This is a genomic window from Nocardia brasiliensis ATCC 700358 (genome assembly GCF_000250675.2).
Classification (GTDB): Bacteria; Actinomycetota; Actinomycetes; order Mycobacteriales; family Mycobacteriaceae; genus Nocardia; species Nocardia brasiliensis_B.
Window position 1 is genome coordinate 6907120 of sequence record NC_018681.1, and the last position, 26754, is coordinate 6933873.

Consider the following 26754-nt stretch of genomic DNA (forward strand, 5'->3'; position numbering starts at 1 on the left):
TTCGCCCGCAGCTCCACAGACGAACCCCCCTGCTCGCGGCGGAGCAGAGGGGCTGTCGTCTTCTTCTTCGTCACAGAGACAAGTACTACTCTGCCCCTGCCGCGCCCGCATCAACGGTCTCGGCATCGGCAGGCGCGGCGGCCGCTTCGGCAGCCTCCTCTTCGACCGGCACCAGCGAGATCTTGCCGCGGTTGTCGATATCGGCGATCTCCACGCGCAGCTTGTCGCCGACGTTCACCACGTCTTCGACCTTCGCCACGCGCTTGCCGTTGCCCAGCTTGGAGATGTGCACCAGGCCGTCGCGGCCCGGCAGCAGCGAGACGAACGCGCCGAAGGCGGTGGTCTTGACGACCGTGCCGAGGAAGCGCTCGCCGACCTTCGGCAGCTGCGGGTTCGCGATGGCGTTGATCTGGTCGATCGCCGCCTGCGCCGCGGGGCCGTTGGTCGCACCGACGTAGACCGTGCCGTCGTCCTCGATCGAGATGTTGGCGCCGGTCTCCTCGGTGATCTGGTTGATCACCTTGCCCTTGGGCCCGATCACCTCGCCGATCTTGTCGACCGGGATCTTGATCGCGGTGACCCGCGGCGCGTACTGGCTCATCTCATCGGGGGTATCGATGGCCTCGGCCATGACCTCGAGGATGGTGTTGCGCGCGTCGTGCGCCTGGCTCAGCGCACCGGCCAGCACCTGCGACGGGATGCCGTCCAGCTTGGTGTCGAGCTGCAGCGCGGTGACGAACTCCTTGGTGCCCGCGACCTTGAAGTCCATGTCGCCGAAGGCGTCCTCGGCGCCGAGGATGTCGGTCAGCGCGACGTAGCGCACCTCGTCCTCGCCCTTGTCGTTGGTGATCGTGTCCGACACCAGGCCCATCGCGATGCCGGCGACCGGCGCCTTCAGCGGCACACCGGCGTTCAGCAGCGACAGGGTCGAGGCGCAGACGGAGCCCATCGAGGTGGAACCGTTGGAGCTCAACGCTTCCGAGACCTGACGGATGGCGTAGGGGAACTCTTCCTGGCTCGGCAGCACCGGCATCAGGGCCCGCTCGGCGAGCGCGCCGTGGCCGATCTCGCGGCGCTTCGGCGAACCGACGCGACCGGTCTCGCCGGTGGAGAACGGCGGGAAGTTGTAGTGGTGCATGTAGCGCTTGCTGGTCTCCGGGCCGAGCGAGTCGACCTGCTGGGCCATCTTCACCATGTCGAGGGTGGTGACGCCCATGATCTGGGTCTCGCCCCGCTCGAACAGCGCCGAACCGTGCGCGCGCGGCACCACGGCGACCTCGGCGGAGAGCGCGCGGATGTCCGCGAGCCCGCGGCCGTCGATGCGGAAGCCGTCGGTCAGGATGCGCTGACGCACCAGCTTCTTGGTGACCGAGCGGAACGCGGCGCCCAGCTCCTTCTCGCGGCCGGCGAAGTCGTCGCCGAGCCGGGACAGCACGTCGAGCTTGATCTCGTCGATCTTCGCCTCGCGCTCCTGCTTGTCCGCGATCGAGAGCGCCTCGCCCAGCTCGCGCTTGGCGGTGCCTTCGACGGCCTCGTAGACATCGGCCTCGTAGGGCGGGAACAGCGGGAATTCACCGGTCGGCTTGGCGGCCAGCTCGGCGAGGTCGGCCTGCGCCTTGCAGAGGCGGGCGATGAACGGCTTGGCGGCCTCGAGGCCCTCGGCCACCACGGCCTCGGTCGGCGCCTGCGCGCCGCCCTCGATCAGCGCGATGACCTTGTCGGTGGCCTCGGCCTCGACCATCATGATCGCGACGTCGCCGGACTCGACCACGCGACCCGCGACGACCATGTCGAACACGGCGTCCTCGAGCTGCTCGACGGTCGGGAACGCGACCCACTGGCCGTCGATCAGCGCGACGCGCACGCCGCCGACCGGGCCGGAGAACGGCAGGCCGGCGATCTGGGTGGAGGCGGACGCGGCGTTGATCGCGACGACGTCGTACAGGTCGTTCGGGTCCAGGCTCAGCACCGTGACGACGACCTGGATCTCGTTGCGCAGGCCGTCGACGAACGACGGGCGCAGCGGGCGGTCGATCAGGCGGCAGGTCAGGATCGCGTCGGTGGACGGGCGGCCCTCGCGACGGAAGAACGAGCCCGGGATGCGGCCCGCGGCGTACATGCGCTCTTCGACGTCGACCGTCAGCGGGAAGAAGTCGAACTGGTCCTTCGGCGACTTGCCCGCGGTGGTGGCCGACAGCAGCATGGTCTCGTCGTCCAGGTAGGCGACGACCGCGCCGGCGGCCTGCCGGGCGAGCCGGCCGGTCTCGAAGCGGACGGTGCGGGTACCGAGCGTGCCGTTGTCGATCAGCGCGACGGATTCGAACACACCGGGCTCGACCTCTACGGCCGAGGACTTGCGTTCAGTTGTTTCGGTCATTCTCTTCTCTCAACCTCTCGTCTTTCGCCGGCTCGAGCGCTTGGGCGGCGCGATCCGGCGCTTCGTCAGCCGTACCTGGGTACGGACGCGCGGCAGCCCTCCTGGCTGCGACGCGCAGACCCGGCCGAATCCCCTTGGATCACGGCGACGCGGAGGCGGTCATCGATCGAAGCCCGCCGGCGGTCTATCCCCTGCCGGGAGGCCACTACCGAAGACCGACGCCACGCGGGCGGGTACTCACGGCTGTCCAAATGTCGTCGTGTATCGGGCGCGCAAATCCGTTGTCGCCCCCATACACGAATAGCCAACGGGGAGATTGTACGTCTCCCCGTTGGCCGGGTTCCGGCTACCTCCGGTAACCGGTACTACGCGAACTCAGCGACGCAGGCCCAGACGCTCGATGAGCGAGCGGTAGCGCTGGATGTCGTTGGCGGCCAGGTACTTCGAGAGCCGACGACGACGACCGATCAGCGCGAGCAGGCCGTGCCGGGTGTGGTGGTCGTGCTTGTGCACCTTCAGGTGCTCGGTGAGATCGGAGATCCGCTTGGACAGCAGCGCGATCTGGGCCTCCGGCGAACCGGTGTCCTTCTCGTGCAGGCCGTATTCCTTCAGAATCGCCGACTTCTGCTCAGTGGTCAGAGCCATGAGGCATCCACTCCCTATTTCAGTGCCGCGCTCGAATTTCCGGTTACCCGGGTGTGGGTGCCGCCGCGGACCGCAGCAAACCCGAGGATCTACCTTACCGGACCGGGCGCGGTAGACCGAATCGCGGTCCGTTCACCCGGTCGGGACGCCATTCACCGCCCGATTCACTTGCCCTCGGCGGCGAGCACCTTTCGCGCGTTCTCGACATCGCGGCCCATGGTCTCGACGAGTTCATCGATCGAATCGAATTTGCGCTGCCCGCGCACGTGGTCGACGAAATCGACCGCGACGTGCTGGCCGTAGAGGTCGGCCTCACCGTCGAGCACATACGCCTCGACCGTGCGGGCGCGCCCGGAGAAGGTGGGATTGGTGCCGACCGAGATCGCGGCCATCGCGCGTTCACCCGGGGTGACGGTGCCGATGGTCGGTCCGGGGCCGAGCACGGTGAACCAGCCCGCGTACACGCCGTCGGCCGGGATCGCGGCGTGCATCGGCGGCGCGACGTTCGCGGTCGGGAAGCCGAGCTGGCGCCCGCGCCCGTCACCGTGCACGACCACGCCCTCGACCCGGTGCGGCCGCCCGAGCGCCTCGGCCGCGGCGGCCATATCGCCCGCGTCGACGCAGGCGCGAATGTAGGTGGAGGAGAAGGTGACCGCGTGTTCGCTGAGCAGCTTGACCCCGTCGACCTCGAAGCCCCAGCGCTTGCCGAGCTCACGCATGGTGTCGACGGTGCCTGCCGCCTTCTTGCCGAAGGTGAAGTTGTCGCCGATCACCACTTCGCTCACGTGCAGCCGCTCGACCAGCAGGTCGTGCACGTAGCGCACGGGTGTGAGCTTCATGAAGGCCTGGGTGAACGGCATCACGCAGAACACGTCGACGCCCAATTCCTCGGCCAGTTCGGCGCGGCGGGTCAGAGTGGTCAGCTGCGCCGGATGCGAGCCGGGGCGGACCACCTCCATCGGATGCGGATCGAAGGTCATCAACACCGCGGGCACCCCGCGCGCGGCCGCCTTCTTCACCGCTCTGCTGATCAACTGCGCGTGTCCGCGGTGCACACCGTCGAACACACCGATCGTCAGTACACATCGGCCCCAGTCCGCGGGCACGTCCTCGAGACCTCGCCATCTCTGCACACGCGCAGCTTATATCGCGCATGGAAACACGGTCCGACCGAAGTCGCTCGCCGCGACGGCGGTGCCAGGGCCGACGCCGGTGCGAGGGTGGCTGATGTCACGCGCAGCTTCCGGAGTTGTGTACGGGTGATGAAACCCTGGTTCCACTGTGCGGCGAGCTGTGTCAATCGGGTCTCCTGTGCTTAAGCTCGAGTATGTGCCCGGTAAACGAGACATCGCCACAAGACGCGAGCTGACCGACGCCCCCGTGCCGGGCGAGGCCCGCGGCACCACCGCGACCATCGCGCCGGTGCTCTCCTCGGTGGCGCAGGACTATTTGAAAGTGATCTGGACCGCGCAGGAATGGTCGCAGGAGAAGGTGTCGACCAAACTGCTCGCGGAGCGGATCGGGGTCTCCGCGTCCACGGTGTCCGAGGCGGTGCGCAAACTCGCCGACCAAGGCTTGGTCGAGCACGCCCGCTACGGGTCGATCACGCTCACCGAGGGCGGCCGCCGCGCCGCCATCGCGATGGTGCGCAGGCACCGGCTGATCGAGACCTTCCTGGTCAACGAGCTGGGCTACGGCTGGGACGAGGTGCACGACGAGGCCGAGGTGCTCGAGCACGCGGTCTCCGAACTGCTGGTGGCCCGCATCGACGCGAAACTCGGCTATCCCGACCGGGATCCGCACGGCGACCCCATCCCGTCCGTGGACGGCGCGGTCCCCACGCCGCCGGCCCGTCAGCTCAGCGACTTCCACGCGGGCGAGGCGGGCCGGGTCGCGCGCATCTCCGATTCGGATCCGGAGATGCTGCGCTATTTCGACTCCGTGGGCATCGCCTTGGACACCGCGATCACCGTCATCGAACGCCGGGACTTCGCGGGCACCATCGCGATTCGCATCGGCAGCGGGGAAACGCCCACCGACCTCGGCCGTCCCGCGGCCGAGGCCATCTGGCTGACCACCTGAGCAAGGGAAAACTGTTGCGGGCCAACTGAACCCGCACCGTCCGGGCTCAGCGGGGTGGGTCGGCGACCAGTTCGGCAGCACGGTCCGCGATGGCGGCGGCGAGTTCCGTCGTGGTCGCGTCGCCGCCCAGATCCGGCGTGCGCACTTCGCCTTTGCCGAGTACGTCGCACACCGCCCGGTCCACCGCGGCCGCCGCGGCGGTTTCGCCGAGGTGGTCGAGCAGCATGGCGCCCGCGAGGATCTGGGCGATCGGATCGGCGATGCCCTGGCCCGCGATATCGGGCGCGCTGCCGTGCACCGCCTCGAACATCGACGGCGCGGTGCGCTCGGGGTTGATATTGCCCGAGGGGGCGAGCCCGAGGCCGCCGGTCACGGCCGCGGCGAGGTCGGACAGGATGTCGCCGAACAGGTTCGAACCCACGATCACGTCCAACCGGTCCGGGTGCAGCACGATCTCCGCCGCGAGCGCGTCCACGTGCATCTGCCTGGTCTGCACATCGGGGTAGTCGGCGGCGATCCGTTCGAACACGCTGTCCCAGTACGGCATCGAGTGGATCAGGCCGTTCGATTTGGTGGCCGAGCACAACCGGCCGCCGCGTTCCCGGGCCCGCTCGAACGCGTACCGGATGATCCGTTCACACCCGACCCGGGTGAACACCGACTCCTGGAGCACGAATTCGTCCGCGCGGCCCGGATTGTGCGTGCCGCCGATCTCGGAGTACTCGCCCTCGGAGTTCTCCCGCACGATGAGGATGTCCAGCTCCTCGGCGCTGCGTCCGCGCAGGGCCGACTCGGTGCCGGGCAGCAACCGGACCGGCCGCAGATTGACGTACTGACCGAACGCACGGCGCAACGGAATCAGCAGGCCCCACAGCGAAACATGGTCGGGCACACCGGGAAAGCCGACGGCGCCGAGCAGGATCGCGTCGAAGCCGGCGAGCAGTTCGGGACCGTCGGGCGGCATCATCCGGCCGGTGGTCAGATAATTCGCGCAGGACCAGTCGAATTCGGTCCACTCGAGACCGGGCAGCACGGTGTCGAGCACCGAGACGGCAGCGGCGGTGACGTCCACCCCGATGCCGTCGCCGGGGATGGTCGCGATGCGGTACCTGGGCGCTGTCACAGTCGCACTCCGATGTATTTGGTCTCGAGGAATTCGTCGATGCCGATCATCCCGCCTTCGCGGCCGAGCCCGGATTCCTTGACCCCGCCGAACGGTGCGGCCGGGTTGGACACCACGCCCTGGTTGAGCCCGACCATGCCGGTTTCCAAGGCCTCGCACACCCGCAGGCCGCGGCGCAGGTGCTCGGTGAAGACGTAGCCGACCAGACCGTAGGGCGTGTTGTTGGCGCGGGCGACCACCTCGTCCTCGGTGTCGAAGGTCGTGATCGAGGCGACCGGACCGAAGATCTCGGTGTGGCACATCGCCGCATCGTCGGGCACGCCGATCAGCACCGTCGCCGGATAGAAGTTGCCGGGCCCGTCGAGCACGGTGCCGCCGGTGAGCACCCGCGCGCCGCGGCGGCGCGCGTCGGCGACGAGTTCGGTGACCTTCGTGACCGCGTCGGCGTCGATCAGCGGCCCGACGACGACTCCGGGCTCGGTGCCACGCCCCATCGGCAAGGCCGCCATCCGCTCGGCGAGCCGGGCGGCGAACTCGTCGACGACGCCGCGCTGCACGAAGATTCGGTTCGCCGCGGTGCAGGCCTGCCCGATATTGCGCATCTTGGCGGCGAGCGCGCCCTCGACGGCCTCGTCCAGGTCCGCATCGTCGAACACGATGAACGCCGCGTTGCCGCCGAGCTCCATCGAGGTGCGCATGACCGTGCGCGCACACTGTTCGAGCAGGCGTTTGCCGACGGCGGTGGACCCGGTGAAGGACAGTTTGCGCGAGCGCTCATCCAAGATCAGCGGCGTCATCAGCGCGCCGGGGTCGGCGGTGGTCAGCACGTTGACGACGCCGCGCGGCAGCCCGGCGCGATGAAGCAGGTCGGCGAGCGCGAGCATCGACAACGGCGTCTGCTCAGCGGGTTTCACCACACAGGTGCAGCCGGCGGCGAGGGCGGGCGCGATCTTGCGCGCGCCCATGGCCATCGGGAAGTTCCAGGGTGTGATCAGCAGGCTCGGTCCCACCGGCTGCTTGGTCACCAGGAAGCGGGAACCGCCCGCGGGCGCGGGCAGATAGCCACCGTCCGAACGGACGGCTTCCTCGGCGAACCAGCGGAAGAACTCTGCGGCATAAGCGATTTCGCCGCGGGCCTCGGCGAGCGGCTTGCCCATCTCCAGCGTCATGATCAGCGCGAGCCGGTCGGTGTCGTCGAGCAGCGCGTGGTGCGCGCGCATGAGCAGATCGGCGCGGGCTCGCGGCGGTGTCGCCGCCCAGTCCGCCTGGGCCTGGTGCGCCGCGGTCAACGCGTCGAGCCCGTCCTGCGGGCTCGCGTCGGCGACCGCGCACAACACGGCGCCGGTGGCCGGATCCAGTACGGGCAGTTCGGCATTCGTCGCGCACCACTGCCCGTCGATATACAAACCCGTTGGCACGGTGTCGATTACGGCCCGCTCCGCGGCGGACAAGGTCTCGGTGAGCATCGGCGCCGGACTCCTTTCGCTGCCAGGAGGCAGCCGCAGGCTATTGCTGCGACCTCCCCCGCCATGTTATGCATATTGTCAACAATCCGACAATAGACAATCTCCGGATGCTGCGCTCGCACCACTGCCCGGGAGGCGGATCACCATGACCGAACTTTCGCCCGTTCTGCGCCAGGCCACCCCGGTGACCGTCGATCACGGCGCCGGCTGCTACCTGTACGGCACCGACGGACGCCGCTACCTCGACTTCACCGCCGGCATCGGCGTCACCAGCACGGGCCACTGCCACCCGCACGTGGTCGCGGCGGCCCAGGCCCAGGTGGGCAGCCTGATCCACGGCCAATACACCACCGTCATGCACCGGCCGATGCTGCAGCTCATCGAGCGCCTCGGCACGGTCCTGCCCGCGGAACTGGACGCGCTGTTCTTCGCCAACTCCGGCAGCGAGGCGATCGAAGCCGCGCTGCGGCTCGCGCGCCAGGCGACCGGACGGCCGAATGTCGTGGTCTTCCACGGCGGTTTCCACGGTCGCACGGTCGCGGCGGCCACCATGACCACGTCCGGCACCCGGTTCTCCGCCGGATTCAGCCCGCTCATGTCCGGCGTGCACGTGGCGCCCTTCCCGACCGCCTTCCGCTACGGCTGGACCGAACAGGAGGCGACCGAGTTCGCGCTGCGCGAGCTCGACTATCTGTTCGCCACGCTCACCTCGCCCGCGGAGACCGCCGCGTTCGTGGTCGAGCCGATGCTCGGCGAAGGCGGCTACATCCCCGGCAACACCGCCTTCTTCCGCGGCCTGCGCGAACGCGCCGACCGGCACGGCATCCTGCTCGTGCTCGACGAGATCCAGACCGGGTTCGGCCGCACCGGAAAGTTCTTCGGGCACCAGCATTTCGACGTGCGACCCGACATCATCACCATCGCGAAGGGGCTCGCCAGCGGCTTCCCGCTCTCGGGTATCGCGGCCGCGCGCGAGCTGATGGCCAAGGCCTGGCCCGGCTCGCAGGGCGGCACCTACGGCGGCAACGCCGTGGCCTGCGCCGCGGCGGTGGCGACCCTGGAGGTCATCGAATCCGAGCAGCTGGTGGACAACGCCGCCGCCCGTGGCACGCAACTGCTCGACGGGCTGCGCGCGAGCGCCACCAAGGCGATCGGTGACGTGCGCGGCCTCGGCCTGCTCGCCGGAGCCGAATTCACCACCGCGACCGGCGAACCCGATACCGAGACGGCGAGCGCGGCGCAGCGGCTCGCGGTCGAGAAGGGACTGCTGCTGCTCACCTGCGGCGCGCACATGAACGTGGTGCGCATGATCCCCCCGCTGATCGTCACCGCGAGCCAGATCGATGACGCGCTCGCGATCTGGACCGAGGTGCTGGCCGAACTCTGACCCGGCCGCCACAGGGCGTGCGCCCGGCCTACCGCGGCGATAACCTCGGATCAGCCGAACAGACGCCCTGTGAGTCCGCACATCGATCCGCGCGACAACAGAAAGCAGACAGCAATGGCTCGCTTCATCACCATCACCCTGACCAAGGCCGCCGTCACCTGCCGCGCCCGGCTGCTCGACGCCGAGGCGCCGCACACCTGCGCCGCCGTATGGGACGCCCTCCCGCAGGAGGGGGACGCCTTCCACGCCAAGTACGCCCGCAACGAGGTCTACACCCTGGTCCCCCGGATCAGCGCGGCCCCGCATCGGGAGAACCCGACGGTCACGCCGATCCCCGGCGATGTCTGCCTGTTCGATTTCGAAGCCTGGGAGATCGGCAACCCGGCCTACGGCTACGAGCCGGGCTCCACCGCACACCACGACCAGGGCGCGACCGATCTGGCGATCTTCTACGGCCGCAACAACTTGCTCATCAACGGCGACATGGGCTGGGTGCCCGGCAACGTCTTCGCCACGATCGAAGAGGGCCTGGCCGATATCGCCGCCGCCTGCAACGACCTGTGGCTGCACGGCGTCTCCGGCGAGACGCTGGCCTTCGCCCGCGCCTGACCGCGGGCGAATTCGCTTCCCGCGCACGAACTCACCGACGAATTCGTGCGCGGCAGCATGAGAGTTGCGCGCCGACCGCCCCGGCGGTCGGCGCGCATTTCACTGTGCCAGAACGTGTTCGGCGTAGCGGGCGACGGCGAGGACCAGGTCGTCGGAGTGGCGCGGGCCGACGATCTGGAGCCCGACCGGCAGGCCGGCCGCGGTGACGCCGACCGGGATGCTGATCGCGGGCTGCTGAGTCATGTTGAACGGGTAGGTGAACGGCGTCCACTGCGGCCAGCTCGTCAGGCCACTGCCCGGCGGCACATCGTGGCCCGCCGCGAACGCGGTGATCGGCATCGTCGGGGTGATCAGCACATCGTGGGCGGTGTGGAAAGCGCCCATCGTGATGCCGAGCTGGGCCGCCTCGTTGCGCGCGTCGAGGTAATCGACGGCGCGCACCGCTTTCCCCTGGTCCCAGACCTCGCCCAACGCCGGATCGACCCGCTCGCGCGACCCCGCGGGGAATTTCGACAGCATGGTGGCGGCACCCGCCGCCCACAGCAGCTCGAACGCCTCGCGCGGATCGGCGAAGCCGGGATCGGCTGTGGCCACCCGCAATTCGGCCTCACCGAGCTTGCGCACCGCGGCGTCGACGAGGGCGGCCACCTCGGGATCGACCTTCGCGTAGCCCAGGGTCGGCGAATAGGCGACGGTGAGTCCGCGCACATCGCGCACCACCTGGCCACGGAAGGTCGTCAGGGGCGGCGCGAGGCTCGTCGGGTCGCGTGGATCGGGCAGCGAGAGGATATCCATCAGCAGCGCCGCATCCTCGACCGTGCGGGTCATCGGGCCCGCGTGCGCCAGCGGACCGAACGGGCTCGCCGGATACAGCGGAATCCGCCCGTGCGTCGGCTTGAAACCGACGATGCCGCAGAACGCCGCCGGGATGCGAATGCTGCCGCCGCCGTCGGTGCCGACCGAGACCGGCCCCATGCCGCCCGCGACCGCCGCCGCGCTGCCGCCGGACGAGCCGCCCGCCGTCGTCGCCGGATCGACCGGGTTGCGAGTGATCCCGGTCAGCGGGCTGTCCGTGACCGCCTTCCAAGCGATTTCGGGCGTCGTGGTCTTGCCGAGGAAAACCATGCCGTCCTCGCGCAGCCGCGCCGCCACCGGGCTGTCCACCGTCCACGGACCGGCCGGATCGATCGATGTGGAGCCGCGACGCGTCGGCCAGCCCTCGGTGAGGAAGATGTCCTTGATCGAGATCGGCACGCCGTCGAGCAGTCCACGCGCGTGCCCGGAATGCCAGCGCGCCTCGGAGTCCTTGGCCTGCACGAGCGCCCGATCGGGATCGACCAGGCAGTACGCGTTCACCGCCGGATCGTTGGCGGCGATGGCGGCCAGCACGGCCTCGGTCGCCTCGACCGGTGAGAGCGCGCCCGCGGCATAAGCCGAGACCAACTGGACGGCGGTCATCGCCGCGGGCTCGGTCGGAATATTGATATCGGGGTAGCTCATCCTCATGGCTCCTTCAGCCGGGCACGTACCCCAGCTCTTTGTCGACCACGTTGCGCAGTGGCCGGCCGGCGATCCAGTTGTCGAAGTTCTCGGCGAACACGGAGACGATCTCGGTCCGCCAGCCGATGAAATCGCCCGAATTGTGCGGTGTGATCGACACGTTCGGCAGATCCCACAGCGGGTGGTCGGGGGGCAGCGGCTCGGGCGCGACCACATCGAGCGCCGCCCCGGCGATCGACCCGGCGCCGAGGGCGGCGACCAGATCGTCGGTAACTACGAGTTCCCCGCGGCCCACGTTGACAAACCTCGCATGCGGTTTCATCGCGGCGAATTCCCTCGCGCCGAACATGTTCCGGGTCTGCGGGGTCAGCGGGGCGATCGCCACCACATAGTCGGCCGCGGGTAACTCGGCGTGCAGGTCCGTGCCCACCGCGCCGAAATCCGGGTCGTCCGAGCGCATACGCCTGCCCACCGCCCGGATGTTCATCCCGGCCGCGCGCAGCAGTCGTGCGATGGCGCGACCGATCGAGCCGGTGCCGACGATCAGCACGGTGGCGCCCGCTATTCGTTCGTTCTCGCGATGGTCCCAGTCGTGGCGCAACTGCCTGCGCAGCGATCCGGGCAGGTCCTTGGCGAAGCCGAGGACCTGCCCGAGCACGTATTCCGCGATGGCCGTGTCGAACAGGCCGCGCGTATTGGTCACCACGACGTCGCTGGCCCGCAGTTCCGGGAACATCGCCGGATCCACCCCGGTCGAGCCCATGTGCAACCATTGCAGCCGGTCGGCCGCGGGCCACGCGCCGGGCAGGGCGCGGGTCAGGAAGTCGTAGACGAACAGCACGTCGGCACCGCGCAGGGCGGTCGCGAGACCGGCTGCCTCGGTATAGCGCACAGTGGCGCGAGCCGCTACGGCGGCCATCAGATCCGCCTCGGGCACGCGGTCACTGTGCAGGACGGTGACGATGGGGCCCGTTTCCACATTGACACACTAAGATCGCATCGTATGATTGTCAACAATCCGATCGCGTTCGGAGGTCTAACCAGCTGAGTGCGAGAGGGGCCGTATGGAACTCAGCTTCCCGGATATCGAGGGCCCGGTCGCACAGCGGGGCATCGGTATCATCGCGCCGTTCGACCTCGCGCTCGAGCGCGAACTCTGGCGCTGGGCGCCGATGGAGGTGAGCCTGCATCTGGCCCGCACCCCCTATGAACCGGTCCCCGTCTCCTTGGCGATGGCCGAACTCGTCTCGAACCCGGCGCATTTGACCACCGCGACCCGCGACGTGCTGCACGTCGAGCCGGAAGTGGTGGCGTACCTGTGCACCTCGGGCAGTTTCATCAAGGGACTCGAATACGAACGATCCCTACGGGAAACCATTTGCGCCGCAGGCGCATTGGACGCGGTGACCACCTCGGGTGCGTTGCTCGAGGCGATCCGGCACCTCGACATCACCCGGCTCTCGGTGCTCACGCCGTACGACGAGGTGCTGACCGGCAAGCTGCACGAGTTCCTCGGCGAGGCCGGGTGCAGCGTCATCCGCTCCGACCATCTCGGCCTGGGCGGCGGCATCTGGAAAGTCAACTACCGCACCATCGCCGAGCGCATCGTCGGCGCGAACGACCCGCAGGCTCAGGCGATCTTCGTCAGCTGCACCAACCTGCCCACCTACGACGTGATCGAACCGCTGGAACAGGCCCTCGGCAAACCCGTCCTCACCGCCAACCAGCTCACCATGTGGGCCTGCCTCGGCCGGATGAAGCTGCCGATGATGGGCCCGGGCAAATGGCTACTGAACGTCTTCTGATCGGGAGCACAGCACATGCACACCACCACAGTCGGTTTCATCTACCCCGATCACGCGGCCGAGGACGACTACCCGCGGGCCGCCGCGGTCCTCGGCGCGGACCTGCCGGTGGCCCATATCTACGGCACCGACCTGCACGCCGTCCCCGAACTGCTGGATCTGGGTAGCCCGGACAAGCTGCGCCACGGCGCCGAACTGCTCGCCCCGCACCGGCCGCAAGCCGTGGTCTGGGCTTGTACCTCAGGCAGTTTCGTCTACGGTCCACGCGGGGCGCGCGAGCAGGTCGACGCGCTGGCCGCCGCCGCGGGCGTGCCCGCGACCAGCACCAGCCTCGCCTTCGTCGACGCGGTGCACGCGCTCGGCCTGGACTCCGTCGCCATCGCCGCCAGCTATCCGGGCGAGGTCGCGCGGTTGTTCGTCGAATTCCTCGCCGACGCGGGCATCCGCGTCGTCGCCATGCGCAGCGCGGGCATCGACACCGCCGCCGAGGTCGGCACGCTGGACGCCGCACAGGTCCGGCAACTGGCCGTCGCCAACGATCACCCCGAGGCCCAGGCGCTGCTCATCCCGGACACGGCCATGCATACGCTGGCCGTGCTGCCGGAACTGGAAGCCGCCCTCGGCAAGCCGGTGCTGACCGCCAACCAGGTCACCATCTGGGCCGGGCTGCGACTGGCAGGCCGCACCGCGACCTGTCCAGCCCTCGGCACCCTGTTCACAGAAAGGCACGCCCATGCCGCTCGTTGAGATCGAGCCGGTCAGCAGGCAGTCGACGGCCGAGGTGATCGCCGACCGGCTGCGCGAGGCGATCATGCGCGGCAGCTTCGCGCCCGGCGACCAGCTCGGCGAGGCCGACCTCGCCGCCCGCTTCGACGTGTCCCGCGGGCCGGTCCGCGAGGCCATGCAGCGACTCGTGTCCGAGGGTCTGCTGCACAGCATCCGGCACCGCGGCATCTTCGTCATCGACCTCACCCTCGACGACGTCGCCGACATCTACCACGCCAGGACCGCCATCGAGGGCGGCGCGCTCGAGCTGATCCTGGACGGCCGCCGCGAGATCGCCTACGCGGCGCTGGGCGAGAGCGTCGACCAGATGTGCGCGGCCGCCGAAAACGGTGACGCCGCCGGCCTTTCCGACGCCGATCAGGCCTTCCACGTCGCGCTGGTCGACAGCGCGGGCAGCCCGCGACTGGCCCGCGCCGCCCGCACCCTGCTGATCGAGACCCGAATGTGCCTGGGCGCCTTGCAAACCACCAATCCGGATCTGCACGAGCAAGCCCGCGAACACGTCGAACTCCGGGACGCGATCGGCGCCGGACCCGCCGCCCGCGCACGCAAGCTGCTGGTCGAACACATGCGCTGCGCCGTCCAGGCGATCGCCGCCGACCGGAGTCAGCAGCTGAAGTAGTGCCGCAGGCTCTCGGGGACGCCGTCCGCGGCGGCCTTCGACCAGCACCGGTCGTGCGGAAAGACCAGATAGGTGGCCCAGCCGCCGTTGCCGCGCCGGACTATTCGCTGACTGTCTCCGGGCGCATCCCAGGCGATGACACCCCAGGCGCCGTCGCAATAGTGCACCTTGGCCTGGTATTCGGTCAGCCCGCCGATATCGTCCAGGTCGTGCGCGATCGCCCCCGGGGAGCACTGCGGCTGCCCGGTGTCGTCGAACCGCAGCAGGCCTTCGACCACTTCGGCATCGCGGACCAGGAAAAGTTGGTGCATCCCCTCCGGAACCGGCTTCGTGCCCGGTGGCGGGGTGCCCATGCCGAACCGATAGCAGCCGAGCGGCACCGCGAAGGTGGCCGAACCGGAGCCGTCGGTGACCGCCTGCCGGTTCAGCACCTCCCTGGTCGCACCGAGCGGAATGTCATGCGACGCAGGGTCACACGGCTGCACCAAGGTGACATAGACCGGCACATTCGGCACCGGCACCTGCGAAAGAGTCCGGGTCTTGATGATCGCCGTGCCCATACCGGGCGGCGGATTGCCCGGCGGTGGGTTGCCGGGCGGCGGCGCACCCGGTGGCGGCGTGACCCGCGGCGGTTGACCGGGCGAGGGAATCAGCTTCGGTGGTTGACCGGGTGACGGATCTATCGATGGCACAACGGTTGTCGACCGCTGCGTCGCGGAACTCGTCGTCGCTTTTCCCGCCGACGGCTCCGCATCCCCACCGCACCCGGCCCCGGCCAGCAGCACCGCGACGAGCACCCCCACCACACGTACCGTCCTGCGCGCGACCATCGCCGCCACCTCCCCGTCAGAGCAACCGGATACTCCGCGTATCGCCACCTTGCACTCGACGGTTACCACTGGTCAATCCCCATGGATCAGGGGCGGCAGCACAATTCAGCGGGACAGGAAGTCCAGCAGGGTGCGGAATTCGGGGAGCGAGAGGTAGCCGTCGTTGTCCTGGTCCGCGGCGGCCAGGAGATCGGCGGCCGGTTCGTCGATCCGGCCGCCGCCGACGTGCCGGATGAGGGATTCGAGTTCCTCGACGGAGATGCGGCCGTCCTGGTTGGCGTCGAAAACCCGGAAAGCGGCATCGGCATCGGTGACCTCGATGCGGCCGCCGGCCAGCGCCGCATCGAATTCGGCTCGGGAGACCAGGAAGTCGCCGTTGGTGTCGGCGGCCGCGACCAGGCGTTCGACCGCCGCGTCATCGACTTCCACACCCTGCGCACGGATTCCGGCGGTGATGTCCTCGACCGAGACGAAACCGTCACCGTCACGGTCCCATAGCGCGAACGTATCGACCGGATGCTCACTCATGTGCCCACTGCCTCCCACTGTCGCCGCTCCACGCGACACCGCACACCCTACGGATGCTGTTGCCGCCGAGCAGCTCCGAGGTGCCGACAGTCGGGCCTGCCGACCGTGGCTCAGCCGAAAGCGGGGGTGTTGCGCACCGGAGAGGTTGTGCCGAGGCGCTTTTCGTCCGCGCTCGCCAGCCAGAAGTACAGCGGGGGCAAGGCGACCTCGAGCGCGGTGAGGACGATCTGGAACCAGTGCGGCCAGCCGTAGACGGCGACGGAGATGAGCCGGCCGACCGCGCCCAGCAGGAAGATCCCCGCGAGCCAGCGGATCACGGTCGCGGGGATCGGCCGCTGCCGTGCGGCCCAGATCCAGACGACGCCGTAGCCGAGGAAGATCGCGCCGAAGAACCGGGTCTGGCTGTCGGCCGTGACGCCGGACGAGCCCATATCGGGTATTCCGTCGATGCCTGCCGCCAGGTGGAACACGCCGATCGCGACGCAGGCGACACCCATCACGAGAGAAAGCCATTTCAGTGCGGCAGCCATACCGTTCCTCCCCGGGAATCCGGTTGCCGGACAGGAGCGCAGCGCCCGGACACCATAGTTGACGTCTGTCTACTAAGCACCCTACGAACCTTAGTAGACAGACGTCAACTAGAGTTCGGTGGATGAGCACCCGCCGTCGCCTGTCCCCGGACGCACGCCGCCAGGTGCTGCTGGACGCGGGCGCGCGCTTGTTCGCCGAGCGCGCCTACGACGCGGTGCTGATGGAAGACGTCGCGGCGGCGGCAGGAGTCTCCAGGGCGCTGCTCTATCGCCACTTCCCGAGCAAGCGCGAACTCTTCGCGGGCGTCTACGAGCAGGCCGCGAACCAACTCCTGATCGACACGCCCCTCGACCGCGACGCACCGCTGGCCGACCAACTCGCCGCAGGCCTGACGACCCATTTCGACTACTTCGAGGCGAACGCCAACAGTGTGCTCGCGGCGAACCGGGTACTCGCCGAGGATCCGACGATCCAGGCGATCATCGCGGGCGAACTCGGCGAACTGCGCCGCAGGCTCCTCGAGGCGCTCGGTGTCGAGGAGCCGGTGCGCACCCAGGTGTCCTCGGCGCTGCTGAGCTGGCTCACCTTCGTCCGGGTACTCACCGTCGAATGGCTGGAGAACCAGCACTATTCACGCGACGAGTTGCTCGAGATCAGCATGGGCGCGCTGCTCGGCGCACTACAGCCGATCCTCGGGCCCGATATCGCAACCGCCGAAACCGCTGCGCCGCAGTAGCTTCCGATCCGCCACTACAGGTTGGACGGCCGCACGACCATGACCGACGCGGCCCGCTTGCCGCTCTCCTGGAGCAGCGCGATCGCCCGGCCCGCCGGATCGATCGCCGCGTAGACGCCGCGCAGGCCGACCGGCTCGAGCCAGCGGCCGTTGCGCAGATCTTCCGCCTGGCTCTCGTCGATCTCGCGGTGCGGGAAGGCGGTTCGCACGGCCTCGTCCATGTCGAGGCTGAGCAACGAACCGTCCGATTCGGCGGCCACCGCCAATTCGTCCAGGGTGCGCGCATGTTCGAGGGTGAACGGGCCGACCCTGGTGCGGCGCAACGCGGTCAGATGCCCGCCGACGCCGAGCGCCGCGCCCAGGTCGCGCGCCAGCGCCCGAATGTAGGTGCCGGACGAACATTCGACGACCACGTCGAGATCGACGAACTCGCCTACGGCCACGTCGCGGCGGCCGAGAATGTCGAACCGGGACACCGTGACCGGCCGGGCGGCCAACTGCACGTCCTCGCCCGCGCGGTGCCGGGCGTAGGCGCGTTCGCCGTCCACCTTGATCGCGCTCACAGTGGCGGGCACCTGATCGATGTCACCGGTGAGTTTCGCGGTGTGCGCGTCGATTTCGGCATCGGCGAGATGCAGCGCCGAGGTGGTGGTGAGCACCTCGCCCTCGGCGTCGTCGGTGCTGGTGGCCTGACCGAGCCGGATCGTCGCGGTGTACGCCTTGGTGGTGAGGGTGAGCAGACCGAGCAGCTTGGTCGCGCGGTCCACGCCGAGCACGAGCACGCCGGTGGCCATCGGATCGAGCGTGCCCGCATGCCCGACCTTCTTGGTGTGCAGCAGTTTCCGGCATTTCGCGACGACGTCGTGACTGGTCCAGCCACCGTCCTTGTCGACGATCAGCAACCCGCCGAGACCGGCCATCAGGCGTGCACGATCGCGGTGAGGATGAACCCGTCGACGATCTGCCACTTGCCGTCGAACGACAACAGCGGCACGCCACCGTCATTCGTCTGACCGGGTACCAGGATCTGGCTGTGGAACGTGCCGCGGCCGGCGCCGACGGCATTGTCCTCGAGCTCGAAGGTGATGTGCGCGTCCTCGAAGCCCAGCCAGCGCAGGGTGAGCGGCCACCACGCCTTGAACGTCGCCTCCTTCGCGCAGAAGATCAGGCGGTCCAGGTGCAGCGGGGAATCCGTCGCGCGCAACCATTCGCGCTCCGGCGGCAGCGAAACCGAATCCAGTACGCCCTCCGGCAGTTCCGCGTGCGGCTCGGCGTCGATCCCGATCGAACGGAAGCGCAGCTTGTGCCCGAGCGCCGCGGCCCGGTACCCGTCGCAGTGGGTGAGGCTGCCGACGATCCCGCGCGGCCAGATCGGCGCGCCGCGCTCGCCCTTGCCGATCGCCACCGGCGGCTCGCCCAGCTCGGCCAGCGCCAGGCGCGCACAGTGCCGGGCGCCGATGAAGTCCCGCCGCCGCTTCTCCACGGCCTTCGCGATGAGATGCTCTTCCGCCGGATACGCCGTCAGGTCCGCCGGGTACTTCAGCAGCTCGGCCGACGCAACCCCCGCGGGCAATATGTTCTCGATCATCGGAGACGAGCCTAGTCGAGCGCCCCGCCCCGTTCACGCACCCCTTCTGCGTTCCCGCACCCGCTGCGGCCTGCCGGAACGGGTGCGCGAACGCAGAAGGGGTGCGAGGAGGTCAGAGGCCGCGGCGGCGGCGGGCCTTCAGGCGCATTTCTTCGGCGGCGGCCTTCATCTCGGGGGTGACCTGGAAGTGGCCGCCCCACTCGTTGAGGGTGCCCGGCGGGTACTCCGGGGCGGGCAGGATCTGGCGGAGCAGGCGGTCCGGGAGGCCGCGGCGCTGCCATTCGCGCGGATAGCCGAGCGATACCTCTTCGAAGCGGACGCCGTCGTAGTGCGAGGTGCGCGGGATGTGCAGGTGACCGTAGACCGAGCAGACCACGTTGTAGCGGGTGTGCCAGTCGGCGGTCTGGTCGGTGCCGCACCAGAGCGCGAACTCGGGATAGAACAGCACGTCCGTCGGCTGGCGGACCAGCGGGAAGTGGTTGATCAGCACCAGCGGCGTGCCCTCGGGCAGCGCATCCAGCTTGCGCTTGGTGACCTGCACGCGGGCGTTGCACCAGGCGTCGCGGGTCAGATACGGGTCCGGGGAGAGCAGGTACTCGTCGGTGGCGACCACATTGCGGTCCCGCGCGATCGCGAGGCCCTCGGCCTTGGTGGTCGCGCCCTCGGGCAGCCAGGTGTAGTCGTAGAGCACGAACATCGGCGCCAGCGTCACCGAGCCGCCGTGCTGCTCCGCGCCCGCGCCCTCCCACGCCGGGAAGGGGTCCTCCGGGGTCAGCACGTCGAGATCGCGGCAGATCGACACCAGGTAGTCGTAGCGGGCGGCGCCGGTCATCTGCACCGGGTCCTTCGCCGTGGTCCACAGTTCGTGGTTGCCCGGCACCCAGATCACCTTGGCGAACCGGCCACGCAGCAGCTCCAGCGCCCACCGGATGTCGTCGGTCTTCTCCCCCACGTCCCCGGCCACGATCAGCCAGTCCTCCGGCGAGTCGGCCTTGATCTGCTCGACGACCGGCCGATTCCCCTGGTGCCCGACATGAATGTCGCTCACCGCCATCAACTTGGGTATCACCACACCCACCTTAAGCACACCCACCCCCTCCGCGCCGCCCACCCCCGGGCGCGCCCAGATCACCGACCGCGGCACGCGGCGACCTGACAAACGGAATCCCGAAACTTCCGAATCGAAGCAAGCAGCACGGTAGGTTGCGGGTCATGATCGCACGCAACACAATTCAAGGGTTTGTCGTGGCATCATCGGCCGCGGCAGCCATCATCGCCGCTCCTGGCCCGGCTTCGGCGGCCGTCACCATCCCGCCGAGCAGCGCGACCTTACAAGTCGCGGGCAGCACCGTCACCGCCACGCTGACCACGATCAGTTCCGATTTACCCGCCGCTCAGGTGCAGTGCACGCTGCTGATCGACGGCGACCCGCAGCAGAACGAGCTGTCCGACCGGGCGGCCGCACCGGCGAACTTCACGCTGAGCCGCGAGGTGGCCGCGGGCGACCATCTCGCCGTCACCTACTGCGCCGACTACGAGGGCGACTCGCAGACGCCCGGCACGTATCCGACCCTGGCCTGCGCCAAGGTGTCGGTGCCCGCGGGCACGGTCGAGTCGTTACCGGCCGACCGCTGCTTCCTGCCCAACTGACGCACCGTACGGAGCGCGAAACCCCGGGCCGGGCCCGGGGTTTCGTTCGTCAACCGACGGACTGCCCGCGGCCGGGAACCTCCGCGCCCACCTGTGCCCAGCGCCCGGACGCCGCCCGCCAGGACACCGCGGCCAGCCGCAGCACCATGAAAGCCACCAGCCCGGCCCAGATTCCGGCGATTCCCCAGTCGAACGCCAGCGAGAGCCAGATGGCGGGTAGGAAGCCGAGCAACGCCGAGCCGAGCGTGCTGGTCCGCAGATAGGCCGCGTCGCCCGCACCGAGCAAGACTCCGTCGAGGGCGAACACGATGCCCGCGACCGGGATGATGCCGACGAAGAACCACCACGCGACATGAGTCCGGTCGAGCACCGCGGGATCGTCGGTGAACAGCTGCGGGATCAGCACGGCGCCCGCGGCGAAACACGCGGCGAGCCCCAGGGAGAAGATCTCCGACCACTGGGTGACGCGCCGAGCCAGCGTCCGCGCGCCGGCCGCGTCGTTCGCGCCGAGCGCGGCACCGACCAGGGTCTGCGCGGCGATGGCGAGCGAATCCAGGGTCAGCGCAAGGAAATTCCAGAGTTGCAGCACCAGCTGGTGCGCCGCGACCGAGGCCGCGCCGAAGCGCGACGCCACCGCAGCGGCCGACACGAAGCAGGCTTGGAAGGCGAGGCTGCGCACGATCAGGTCGCGACCGAGCACCAGCTGCGCCCGCATCACCGACCAGTGCGGCGCGAGCGGAACCCGCTGACGAACAAGAGTATTCAGAAACAACGCCGCCATCACCAGCTGGCCGATCACGTTCGCGACCGCCGAACCGGGCAACTCCATCCGGGGCGCGCCGAGCAGCCCGTGCACCAGTACCGGGCACAACACTCCCGAAATCGCAAGCCCGGCAACGACGTAAATCAGCGGGCGGCGCGTTTCCTGTATGCCGCGCAACCATCCGTTGCCCGCCATGGAGATCAAGATGAGCGGCACCCCGAACAGCGCCACCCGTACCCACAGCAGGGCCTCGCCGGCGATATCCCCGCCGCCCGAGATCGCGGTGGTCAGCGGAACCGCGCACAACTGGACCAGCACCAGAATCGCCAGTCCCACACCGATCGCCAACCACGTCGCCTGCACACCTTCGGCCACCGCGCCGCGCTCGTCCCCCGCGCCGTGCCTGCGCGCCGCCCGCGCCGTCGTCCCATAGGACAGAAACGTCAGCTGCGAACTCACCTGCGCCAGAATCAATCCACCGACCGCGAGCCCCGCCAGCGCGAGCGCCCCCAACCGCCCGACCACCGCCAGATCGAACAGCAGATACAGCGGTTCGGCGACGAGCACACCGAGCGTCGGAATCGCCAACCCGAGAATCCGCCCCGGACCCGCCTGCACCGCAGGCTCGGCGACCACCTCACCGGTCGCCACGGTCGACGGCGCGGCACCCGCGGCCGGATCGTCCTCGATCGGCCGCGCACCCTCGCCACTCACGCATCCACCTCGTCACTCGACACCGTAGTAGGGGCTACTTCACTCCAGCGCGGCCAGGAGGGTGGCGACGAGGTCGTCGGCGGTGCCGTAGGCGGTGTACCCCGCGGCGAACCGGTGTCCCCCGCCGCCGAGTCCGCTCGCGATCTCGGCGACGTCCACGCCGTCGTTCGCGCCCGGTCTGCTGTCGCGGGACCGCAGCGACACCGTCCAACGGTCGGCGACGGTGCGAGATTGCTTGAATACCGCGGCGATTCCCGCTTCCGAGGTGGTGCGGACGATGTCGATGACGCTTTCGGCCTCTTCGGAGCTCACCTCGGCGATATCGTCGCGCCGCACGAACGCGTACACCAGCCCGATGCCGCCGCGCACCTGCGGCACGAGCTGGGTGGTGCCCAGCACCTTCGACAGCATGGTCAGCCAGCCGAAAGGGTGGGTGTCCAACAGGGTTCGGGCGATCTCGGCGCCGTCGATGCCGGTGGCGAGCAGCCGCTCGGCCAGCACGTGGGTACCGGGACGCACCCAGCGGAACGATCCGGTATCGGTCACCAGTCCCGCGTAAAGGCAGTGCGCCACTTCGGGATCGATCGGAATGCCCCAGGTGTCGAGCACTCGCACGATCAGGCTGGTGGTCGATTCCGCACCGGGGTCGATCACGTTGATCGTGCCGAACCGGGTATTGGATCGATGATGGTCGAGCACCAGAACCGTTGCGGCCCCGGCCATTCGGTCGGCGAGCGCGCCGAGGCGCCCGGCGCTGCCGCAGTCGACCGCGATCAGCAGATCGACCTCGGCGGGCACTTCGGCCGGCGGCACCAGGTGCTGCACACCGGGCAGCGACCGCATCGATTCCGGCAGCTCGGCGGGCTCGGCGAACGACACCCACACCGGGATCCCGCGCCGGTGCAGAACCAGCGCCAGCGCGAGACCACTGCCGACCGTGTCGGCATCCGGTTGCACATGACAGAGGACGGTGACCGAGCGGGCGGCTTTCATTGCCTCGACAGCCGGTTCGAGGTCGACTGTTTCCCGCATCGTCGTCATCGTCTACCGCATGTCACTCGTCGTCGCGTTCGACCTTGTAGGGGTCGGCGTCACCGGCGTGCCGAGCCGTCGCGGCCACCTTGGCCACCGCCTCGTCCGCCGCCCTGGCCTTGGCCAGCAGCGCTTCCATATCCGCCGCGACCTCGGGCACCTTGTCGAGCACGAACGCCAGGGTCGGCGTGAACTTCACGCCGGTGCCCGCGCCGACCTTCGAGCGCAGCACGCCCTTGGCCTTCTCCAGTCCCTGCGCCGCGCCCTCGTAGTCCGGTTCGGCGTCCAAGGTTTCGCCCAGCACCGTGTAGTACACCGTCGCCTCGCGTAGATCGCCGGTGACCTTGGCGTCGGTGATGGTCACGAAACCCAGCCGCGGATCCTTGATCTCGTATTCGATCGCGGTCGCCACGATCGAGGAAATCCGCTTCGCGAGTCGGCGTGCCCTGGCTTGATCCACCATGGCTGAACCCTCCTCTTTTCACTGGTGACGGGAGTGAACGGACCTCCCGCCACGGTCAATCTTCGGGTCCGAAGATCCTGCGGCGCACTGCCAGCAACTGTAACTCCGGACGTGCCGCGACGTGTCGCTCGCAGCGATCGAGTACCTCGGTCAGGTGATCCATACCGGAACTGACCAAGGCGACCCCGAGCAGTGAGCGACGATGGCGGTCATGCTCCCCACCCTCGGCCGCACTCACCCCGAAACGCTGCAGTTCGGCCAGGATCGGCCGGATCACCGAGCGTTTCTCCTTGAGCGAATGCACATCCCCCAGGAGGAGGTCGAACTCCAGTGCACCCAGGTACACCCATCCACCTCGCAAAGTTCGAAAAGGCCGGACCGTGCGTCACGCCGGGCGTGACGCACGGTCCAGAGCTCAGTCGCGCGGCTTTTCGCGCAGCTCGTAGGCCTCGATGATGTCGCCTTCCTTGATGTCGTTGTAGGTCAGCGTCAAACCGCATTCGAAGCCCTCGCGGACCTCGGTGACGTCGTCCTTTTCCCGCTTCAAGGAGGAGATCGTGACGGTTTCGGCGATCACCACGTTGTCGCGGAGCAGGCGCGCCTTGGCGTTGCGCTTGACCGAACCCGAGGTGACCATACAACCGGCGATGTTGCCGACCTTCGACGAACGGAAGATCGCGCGGATCTCCGCCCGGCCCAGCTCGACCTCTTCGTAGATCGGCTTGAGCATGCCCTTGAGGGCCTTCTCGATCTCGTCGATGGCCTGGTAGATCACCGAGTAGTACCGGATGTCCACGCCTTCGCGGTTGGCCAGCTCGGTCGCCTTGCCCTCGGCCCGGACGTTGAACCCGATGATGATCGCGTTCGACGCCGACGCCAGGTTGACGTTGGTCTCGGTGACACCACCGACACCGCGGTCGATGACCCGCAGCCGCACCTCGTCGTCGATCTGGATGCCGAGCAGCGCCTCTTCGAGGGCCTCGACCGTACCGGAGTTGTCGCCCTTGAGGATCAGGTTGAGCTCCGAAGTCTCCTTCAGGGCGGCATCCAGATCTTCCAGGCTGATCCGCTTGCGGCTGCGCGCGGCCAGTGCGTTGCGCTTGCGCGCGTTGCGCCGGTCGGCGATCTGGCGAGCGATCCGGTCCTCGTCGACCACGAGCAGGTTGTCACCGGCGCCCGGCACCGACGTGAAGCCGATGACCTGGACCGGCCGCGACGGCAGCGCCTCGGTGACGTCGTCACCGTGCTCGTCGACCATGCGCCGGACGCGACCGTAGGCGTCGCCCGCCACGATCGAATCGCCGACGCGCAGCGTGCCGCGCTGGATCAGCACGGTCGCCACCGGGCCGCGGCCACGGTCGAGGTGCGCCTCGATGGCGACACCCTGCGCGTCCATGTCCGGGTTGGCCCGCAGGTCGAGCGCCGCGTCCGCGGTGAGCAGGACGGCCTCGAGCAACTGGTCGATGTTGGTGCCCTGCCGCGCCGAGATGTTGACGAACATGGTGTCGCCACCGTATTCCTCGGCCACCAGGTTGTACTCGGTCAGCTGCTGACGGACCTTGTCCGGGTTCGCGCCTTCCTTGTCGATCTTGTTGACCGCCACCACGATCGGCACGTCGGCCGCCTGCGCGTGGTTGATCGCCTCCACCGTCTGCGGCATGACGCCGTCGTCGGCGGCGACCACCAGGATCGCGATATCGGTGGCCTTCGCACCGCGGGCACGCATGGCGGTGAACGCCTCGTGACCCGGGGTGTCGATGAAGGTGATGAGGCGGTCCTGCTCGCCGAGGTGGGTGAGCACCTGGTAGGCGCCGATGTGCTGGGTGATGCCGCCCGCCTCGCCCTCGCGGACGTTGGCCTTACGGATCGTGTCCAGCAGTCGGGTCTTACCGTGGTCGACGTGACCCATCACGGTCACCACCGGCGGACGCTGCTCGAGGTCCTCTTCGCCGCCCTCGTCCTCGCCGTAGGTCAGGTCGAACGATTCCAGCAGCTCGCGGTCCTCGTCCTCGGGGCTGACCACGTGCACGACGTAGTTCATCTCGCTGCCGAGCAGCTCGAGCGTCTCGTCGTTCACCGACTGGGTCGCGGTGACCATCTCACCGAGGTTGAACAGGGCCTGCACCAGGGCAGCCGGGTTCGCGTCGATCTTCTCCGCGAAGTCCGACAGCGAGGCGCCGCGGGCGAGCCGGATGATCTCGCCGTTGCCACGGGGCAGCCGCACGCCGCCGACGGCGGGCGCCTGCATGCTCTCGTACTCGGCGCGCTTCGCCCGCTTCGACTTACGGCCACGACGCGGGGCACCACCGGGGCGACCGAACGCACCGGCCGCACCGCCACGGCCACCGGGACCACCCGGACGACCACCGCCGCCGCCGGGACGACCACGGAAACCACCCGCGGCGCCACCGGCACCGGGCGCACCCGTGCCGGCACCGGCGCCACCACCGGGCGCGCCGCCACCGCGGTAGCCACCGCCACCGCCGCCGGGACGACCCGCGCCACCGCCGGGACCGCCACCGGGACGACCCGGACGACCGGCGCCGGGTCCACCGGCACCGCCCGGCCGTGCCGCACGAGACGGCATGGCACCCGGGTTGGGCCGCGGCGGCATCGAGCCGGGGCTCGGCCGCGGTCCACCGGGACGCGGGCCACCCTGACCGGGAGCCGGACGCGCGCCGCCACCCTGGGCGGGCGCGCCGGGACGCGGGGCGCCCTGGGCCGGACCGGGACGCGGACCGCCCTGAGCCGGACCCGGACGCGGGCCACCCTGGCCCGGAGCCGGACGCGGCGCGGGACGCTCAGGCGCCGAAGAGTACGGATTGTTGCCGACCCGAGGAGTTTTCGGGCCGGGACGCGGGCCGGAACCACCCGGACGCGGGGCGCCCGGGGTCGGGGCGCCGGGACGCTGCTGCTGACCCGGACGCGCGGCATTCGGCGTCGGGCGCGGGGCAGCCGGAGCCGAGCTGGTCTCGGCGGCGGCCGACGCGGCGGGTGCCGGTGCGGATTCGCGCGCCGCGGCCGGCTTCGGCGCGGGCGCCGGGGTCGGACGGACGGCGGGGCCCGGCTTCACAGCCGGTCCCTCGGTCCGCGCCGGGCTGGCCTCGCGGACGGTTTCCTGAGCGGCCGGGGCGGGCGCGGGGGCCGACGGGCGCGGCCCCGGACGGGGACCGTTTCCTGCGGGCTTCGCGGCCGGACGGGCCGACGAGGACGGGCCGGGGCGTGAACCCGACTTGGTGCCGTTCGACGGGGCTGATTTCGATGCGAACGACTCACGCAGCCGGCGCGCGACGGGAGCTTCCACCGTCGACGACGCAGACTTCACGAACTCGCCCTGCTCCTTGAGCGTTGCGAGTAGTTCCTTGCTGGTGACACCGAGTTCTTTGGCCAACTCGTGCACGCGGGCCTTGCCTGCCACTGCTCTCCTCACTGAGAGGTCGAGCAGTGCACCCGTTGTTCAGGGACGGGGCCCGCACGACCTCGGGTTATCTCCGATGGACGTTCATCGTTGGTGCTT

General features: G+C 69.3%; 26 protein-coding genes. 8 read left to right on the forward strand and 18 right to left on the reverse strand.

The genetic code is table 11. The features are described 5' to 3' along the window. Window positions 1-85: 85 nt before the first annotated feature. The 3 genes from O3I_RS30560 to O3I_RS30570 form a co-directional block, all read right to left on the reverse strand. Entirely contained in the window at window positions 86-2377 is a 2292-nt protein-coding gene (locus O3I_RS30560; RefSeq protein WP_014986887.1) for a polyribonucleotide nucleotidyltransferase, read from the reverse strand. Between the two features lie 375 nt (window positions 2378-2752). Beyond that, window positions 2753-3022: a 30S ribosomal protein S15 gene (rpsO, locus tag O3I_RS30565; protein WP_014986888.1), complete on the reverse strand. Its 270-nt coding sequence runs from the start codon at window positions 3020-3022 to the stop codon at window positions 2753-2755. 164 nt (window positions 3023-3186) lie between these two features. After that, a complete protein-coding gene (locus tag O3I_RS30570; RefSeq protein ID WP_041562972.1) occupies window positions 3187-4155 on the reverse strand; it encodes a bifunctional riboflavin kinase/FAD synthetase in 969 nt (322 codons plus the stop codon). A gap of 280 nt (window positions 4156-4435) precedes the next feature. Here O3I_RS30570 and O3I_RS30575 point away from each other — a divergent pair, with 280 nt between their 5' ends. Next, window positions 4436-5104 (forward strand): metal-dependent transcriptional regulator, encoded by a 669-nt coding sequence (locus O3I_RS30575; RefSeq protein ID WP_237748412.1) that lies wholly within the window; start codon window positions 4436-4438, stop codon window positions 5102-5104. Between the two features lie 46 nt (window positions 5105-5150). On the opposite strand, the gene O3I_RS30580 is transcribed toward O3I_RS30575, so the two are convergent. Beyond that, window positions 5151-6227: a tartrate dehydrogenase gene (locus O3I_RS30580; RefSeq protein ID WP_014986891.1), complete on the reverse strand. Its 1077-nt coding sequence runs from the start codon at window positions 6225-6227 to the stop codon at window positions 5151-5153. Beyond that, window positions 6224-7693, reverse strand: a complete 1470-nt coding sequence (locus tag O3I_RS30585) for an NAD-dependent succinate-semialdehyde dehydrogenase (RefSeq protein WP_014986892.1) — start codon at window positions 7691-7693, stop codon at window positions 6224-6226. Before O3I_RS30585 ends, O3I_RS30580 begins: the two co-directional genes overlap by 4 nt. A 145-nt stretch (window positions 7694-7838) precedes the next feature. On the opposite strand from O3I_RS30585, the gene O3I_RS30590 reads away from it, so the two are divergent. Both O3I_RS30590 and O3I_RS30595 read left to right on the forward strand, forming a co-directional pair. Then, a complete protein-coding gene (locus O3I_RS30590; protein WP_014986893.1) occupies window positions 7839-9080 on the forward strand; it encodes an aspartate aminotransferase family protein in 1242 nt (413 codons plus the stop codon). A 114-nt stretch (window positions 9081-9194) separates the two neighbouring features. Further along, window positions 9195-9689 carry a DUF3830 family protein gene (locus O3I_RS30595; RefSeq protein WP_014986894.1) on the forward strand — a complete coding sequence of 165 codons (495 nt, stop codon included), beginning with the start codon at window positions 9195-9197 and terminating at the stop codon, window positions 9687-9689. Between the two features lie 99 nt (window positions 9690-9788). Here O3I_RS30595 and O3I_RS30600 read toward each other — a convergent pair whose 3' ends face one another. Continuing rightward, window positions 9789-11174 (reverse strand): amidase, encoded by a 1386-nt coding sequence (locus O3I_RS30600; RefSeq protein ID WP_202805012.1) that lies wholly within the window; start codon window positions 11172-11174, stop codon window positions 9789-9791. 28 nt (window positions 11175-11202) lie between these two features. After that, on the reverse strand, window positions 11203-12168 hold the full coding sequence (locus tag O3I_RS30605) for a D-2-hydroxyacid dehydrogenase (RefSeq protein WP_014986896.1): 966 nt from the start codon (window positions 12166-12168) through the stop codon (window positions 11203-11205). Window positions 12169-12253: 85 nt separating this feature from the next. On the opposite strand from O3I_RS30605, the gene O3I_RS30610 reads away from it, so the two are divergent. Genes O3I_RS30610 through O3I_RS30620 form a run of 3 tightly spaced genes read left to right on the forward strand, consistent with a single transcriptional unit; the run spans window position 12254 to window position 14402 of the window. Beyond that, the gene (locus O3I_RS30610) at window positions 12254-12994 is read left to right on the forward strand and encodes a maleate cis-trans isomerase family protein (protein ID WP_014986897.1); all 741 of its coding nucleotides are present in this window, start codon (window positions 12254-12256) and stop codon (window positions 12992-12994) included. A gap of 15 nt (window positions 12995-13009) precedes the next feature. Further along, a complete protein-coding gene (locus O3I_RS30615) occupies window positions 13010-13741 on the forward strand; it encodes a maleate cis-trans isomerase family protein (RefSeq protein WP_014986898.1) in 732 nt (243 codons plus the stop codon). Next, window positions 13728-14402: a GntR family transcriptional regulator gene (locus O3I_RS30620; protein ID WP_014986899.1), complete on the forward strand. Its 675-nt coding sequence runs from the start codon at window positions 13728-13730 to the stop codon at window positions 14400-14402. Before O3I_RS30615 ends, O3I_RS30620 begins: the two co-directional genes overlap by 14 nt. On the opposite strand, the gene O3I_RS45720 is transcribed toward O3I_RS30620, so the two are convergent. The 3 genes from O3I_RS45720 to O3I_RS30635 all read right to left on the reverse strand — a co-directional run bounded on the left by O3I_RS45720 (window position 14387) and on the right by O3I_RS30635 (window position 16290). Continuing rightward, complete coding sequence (locus O3I_RS45720) at window positions 14387-15232, reverse strand: hypothetical protein (RefSeq protein ID WP_041564588.1); 846 nt, start codon at window positions 15230-15232, stop codon at window positions 14387-14389. The two genes, O3I_RS30620 and O3I_RS45720, sit on opposite strands and share 16 nt — an antisense overlap. A 105-nt stretch (window positions 15233-15337) precedes the next feature. Further along, entirely contained in the window at window positions 15338-15760 is a 423-nt protein-coding gene (locus O3I_RS30630; protein WP_014986901.1) for an EF-hand domain-containing protein, read from the reverse strand. A gap of 110 nt (window positions 15761-15870) precedes the next feature. After that, window positions 15871-16290, reverse strand: a complete 420-nt coding sequence (locus O3I_RS30635) for a DUF4345 domain-containing protein (protein WP_014986902.1) — start codon at window positions 16288-16290, stop codon at window positions 15871-15873. 122 nt (window positions 16291-16412) lie between these two features. Here O3I_RS30635 and O3I_RS30640 point away from each other — a divergent pair, with 122 nt between their 5' ends. Beyond that, window positions 16413-17027, forward strand: coding sequence for a TetR/AcrR family transcriptional regulator (locus O3I_RS30640; protein WP_014986903.1), 615 nt, complete (start codon window positions 16413-16415; stop codon window positions 17025-17027). Between the two features lie 14 nt (window positions 17028-17041). Here the strand turns inward: O3I_RS30640 and truB are convergent, their stop codons facing one another. The 3 genes from truB to O3I_RS30655 form a co-directional block, all read right to left on the reverse strand. After that, complete coding sequence (gene truB / locus O3I_RS30645) at window positions 17042-17947, reverse strand: tRNA pseudouridine(55) synthase TruB (RefSeq protein ID WP_014986904.1); 906 nt, start codon at window positions 17945-17947, stop codon at window positions 17042-17044. Beyond that, the gene (npt, locus tag O3I_RS30650; RefSeq protein ID WP_014986905.1) at window positions 17947-18615 is read right to left on the reverse strand and encodes a 4'-phosphopantetheinyl transferase Npt; all 669 of its coding nucleotides are present in this window, start codon (window positions 18613-18615) and stop codon (window positions 17947-17949) included. Before npt ends, truB begins: the two co-directional genes overlap by 1 nt. Before the next feature lie 112 nt (window positions 18616-18727). After that, window positions 18728-19684, reverse strand: a complete 957-nt coding sequence (locus O3I_RS30655; RefSeq protein ID WP_086006301.1) for a metallophosphoesterase family protein — start codon at window positions 19682-19684, stop codon at window positions 18728-18730. Window positions 19685-19860: 176 nt separating this feature from the next. Here O3I_RS30655 and O3I_RS30660 point away from each other — a divergent pair, with 176 nt between their 5' ends. Beyond that, a complete protein-coding gene (locus O3I_RS30660; RefSeq protein WP_141691629.1) occupies window positions 19861-20265 on the forward strand; it encodes a hypothetical protein in 405 nt (134 codons plus the stop codon). Between the two features lie 49 nt (window positions 20266-20314). Here O3I_RS30660 and O3I_RS30665 read toward each other — a convergent pair whose 3' ends face one another. The 5 genes from O3I_RS30665 to infB form a co-directional block, all read right to left on the reverse strand. After that, the gene (locus O3I_RS30665; RefSeq protein ID WP_051067041.1) at window positions 20315-21664 is read right to left on the reverse strand and encodes an MATE family efflux transporter; all 1350 of its coding nucleotides are present in this window, start codon (window positions 21662-21664) and stop codon (window positions 20315-20317) included. A gap of 117 nt (window positions 21665-21781) precedes the next feature. Then, a complete protein-coding gene (locus O3I_RS30670) occupies window positions 21782-22783 on the reverse strand; it encodes a DHH family phosphoesterase (RefSeq protein WP_014986909.1) in 1002 nt (333 codons plus the stop codon). Window positions 22784-22796: 13 nt separating this feature from the next. Beyond that, window positions 22797-23237: a 30S ribosome-binding factor RbfA gene (gene rbfA / locus O3I_RS30675; protein WP_014986910.1), complete on the reverse strand. Its 441-nt coding sequence runs from the start codon at window positions 23235-23237 to the stop codon at window positions 22797-22799. Between the two features lie 55 nt (window positions 23238-23292). Next, complete coding sequence (locus tag O3I_RS30680; RefSeq protein WP_014986911.1) at window positions 23293-23583, reverse strand: DUF503 domain-containing protein; 291 nt, start codon at window positions 23581-23583, stop codon at window positions 23293-23295. Between the two features lie 69 nt (window positions 23584-23652). Then, window positions 23653-26655, reverse strand: coding sequence for a translation initiation factor IF-2 (gene infB / locus O3I_RS44195; RefSeq protein ID WP_081594189.1), 3003 nt, complete (start codon window positions 26653-26655; stop codon window positions 23653-23655). Between the last annotated feature and the right edge of the window lie 99 nt (window positions 26656-26754).

Bases quoted from the DNA above. Each gene is read 5' to 3' on its own strand.
- O3I_RS30560 (WP_014986887.1), bottom strand. From the start codon at position 2,377: ATGACCGAAACAACTGAACGCAAGTCCTCGGCCGTAGAGGTCGAGCCC.
- rpsO (WP_014986888.1), bottom strand. From the start codon at position 3,022: ATGGCTCTGACCACTGAGCAGAAGTCGGCGATTCTGAAGGAATACGGC.
- O3I_RS30585 (WP_014986892.1), bottom strand. From the start codon at position 7,693: ATGCTCACCGAGACCTTGTCCGCCGCGGAGCGGGCCGTAATCGACACC.
- O3I_RS30590 (WP_014986893.1), top strand. From the start codon at position 7,839: ATGACCGAACTTTCGCCCGTTCTGCGCCAGGCCACCCCGGTGACCGTC.
- O3I_RS30595 (WP_014986894.1), top strand. From the start codon at position 9,195: ATGGCTCGCTTCATCACCATCACCCTGACCAAGGCCGCCGTCACCTGC.
- O3I_RS30610 (WP_014986897.1), top strand. From the start codon at position 12,254: ATGGAACTCAGCTTCCCGGATATCGAGGGCCCGGTCGCACAGCGGGGC.
- O3I_RS30615 (WP_014986898.1), top strand. From the start codon at position 13,010: ATGCACACCACCACAGTCGGTTTCATCTACCCCGATCACGCGGCCGAG.
- O3I_RS30620 (WP_014986899.1), top strand. From the start codon at position 13,728: ATGCCGCTCGTTGAGATCGAGCCGGTCAGCAGGCAGTCGACGGCCGAG.
- O3I_RS45720 (WP_041564588.1), bottom strand. From the start codon at position 15,232: ATGGTCGCGCGCAGGACGGTACGTGTGGTGGGGGTGCTCGTCGCGGTG.
- O3I_RS30630 (WP_014986901.1), bottom strand. From the start codon at position 15,760: ATGAGTGAGCATCCGGTCGATACGTTCGCGCTATGGGACCGTGACGGT.
- O3I_RS30635 (WP_014986902.1), bottom strand. From the start codon at position 16,290: ATGGCTGCCGCACTGAAATGGCTTTCTCTCGTGATGGGTGTCGCCTGC.
- O3I_RS30640 (WP_014986903.1), top strand. From the start codon at position 16,413: ATGAGCACCCGCCGTCGCCTGTCCCCGGACGCACGCCGCCAGGTGCTG.
- truB (WP_014986904.1), bottom strand. From the start codon at position 17,947: ATGGCCGGTCTCGGCGGGTTGCTGATCGTCGACAAGGACGGTGGCTGG.
- npt (WP_014986905.1), bottom strand. From the start codon at position 18,615: ATGATCGAGAACATATTGCCCGCGGGGGTTGCGTCGGCCGAGCTGCTG.
- O3I_RS30670 (WP_014986909.1), bottom strand. From the start codon at position 22,783: ATGACGACGATGCGGGAAACAGTCGACCTCGAACCGGCTGTCGAGGCA.
- rbfA (WP_014986910.1), bottom strand. From the start codon at position 23,237: ATGGTGGATCAAGCCAGGGCACGCCGACTCGCGAAGCGGATTTCCTCG.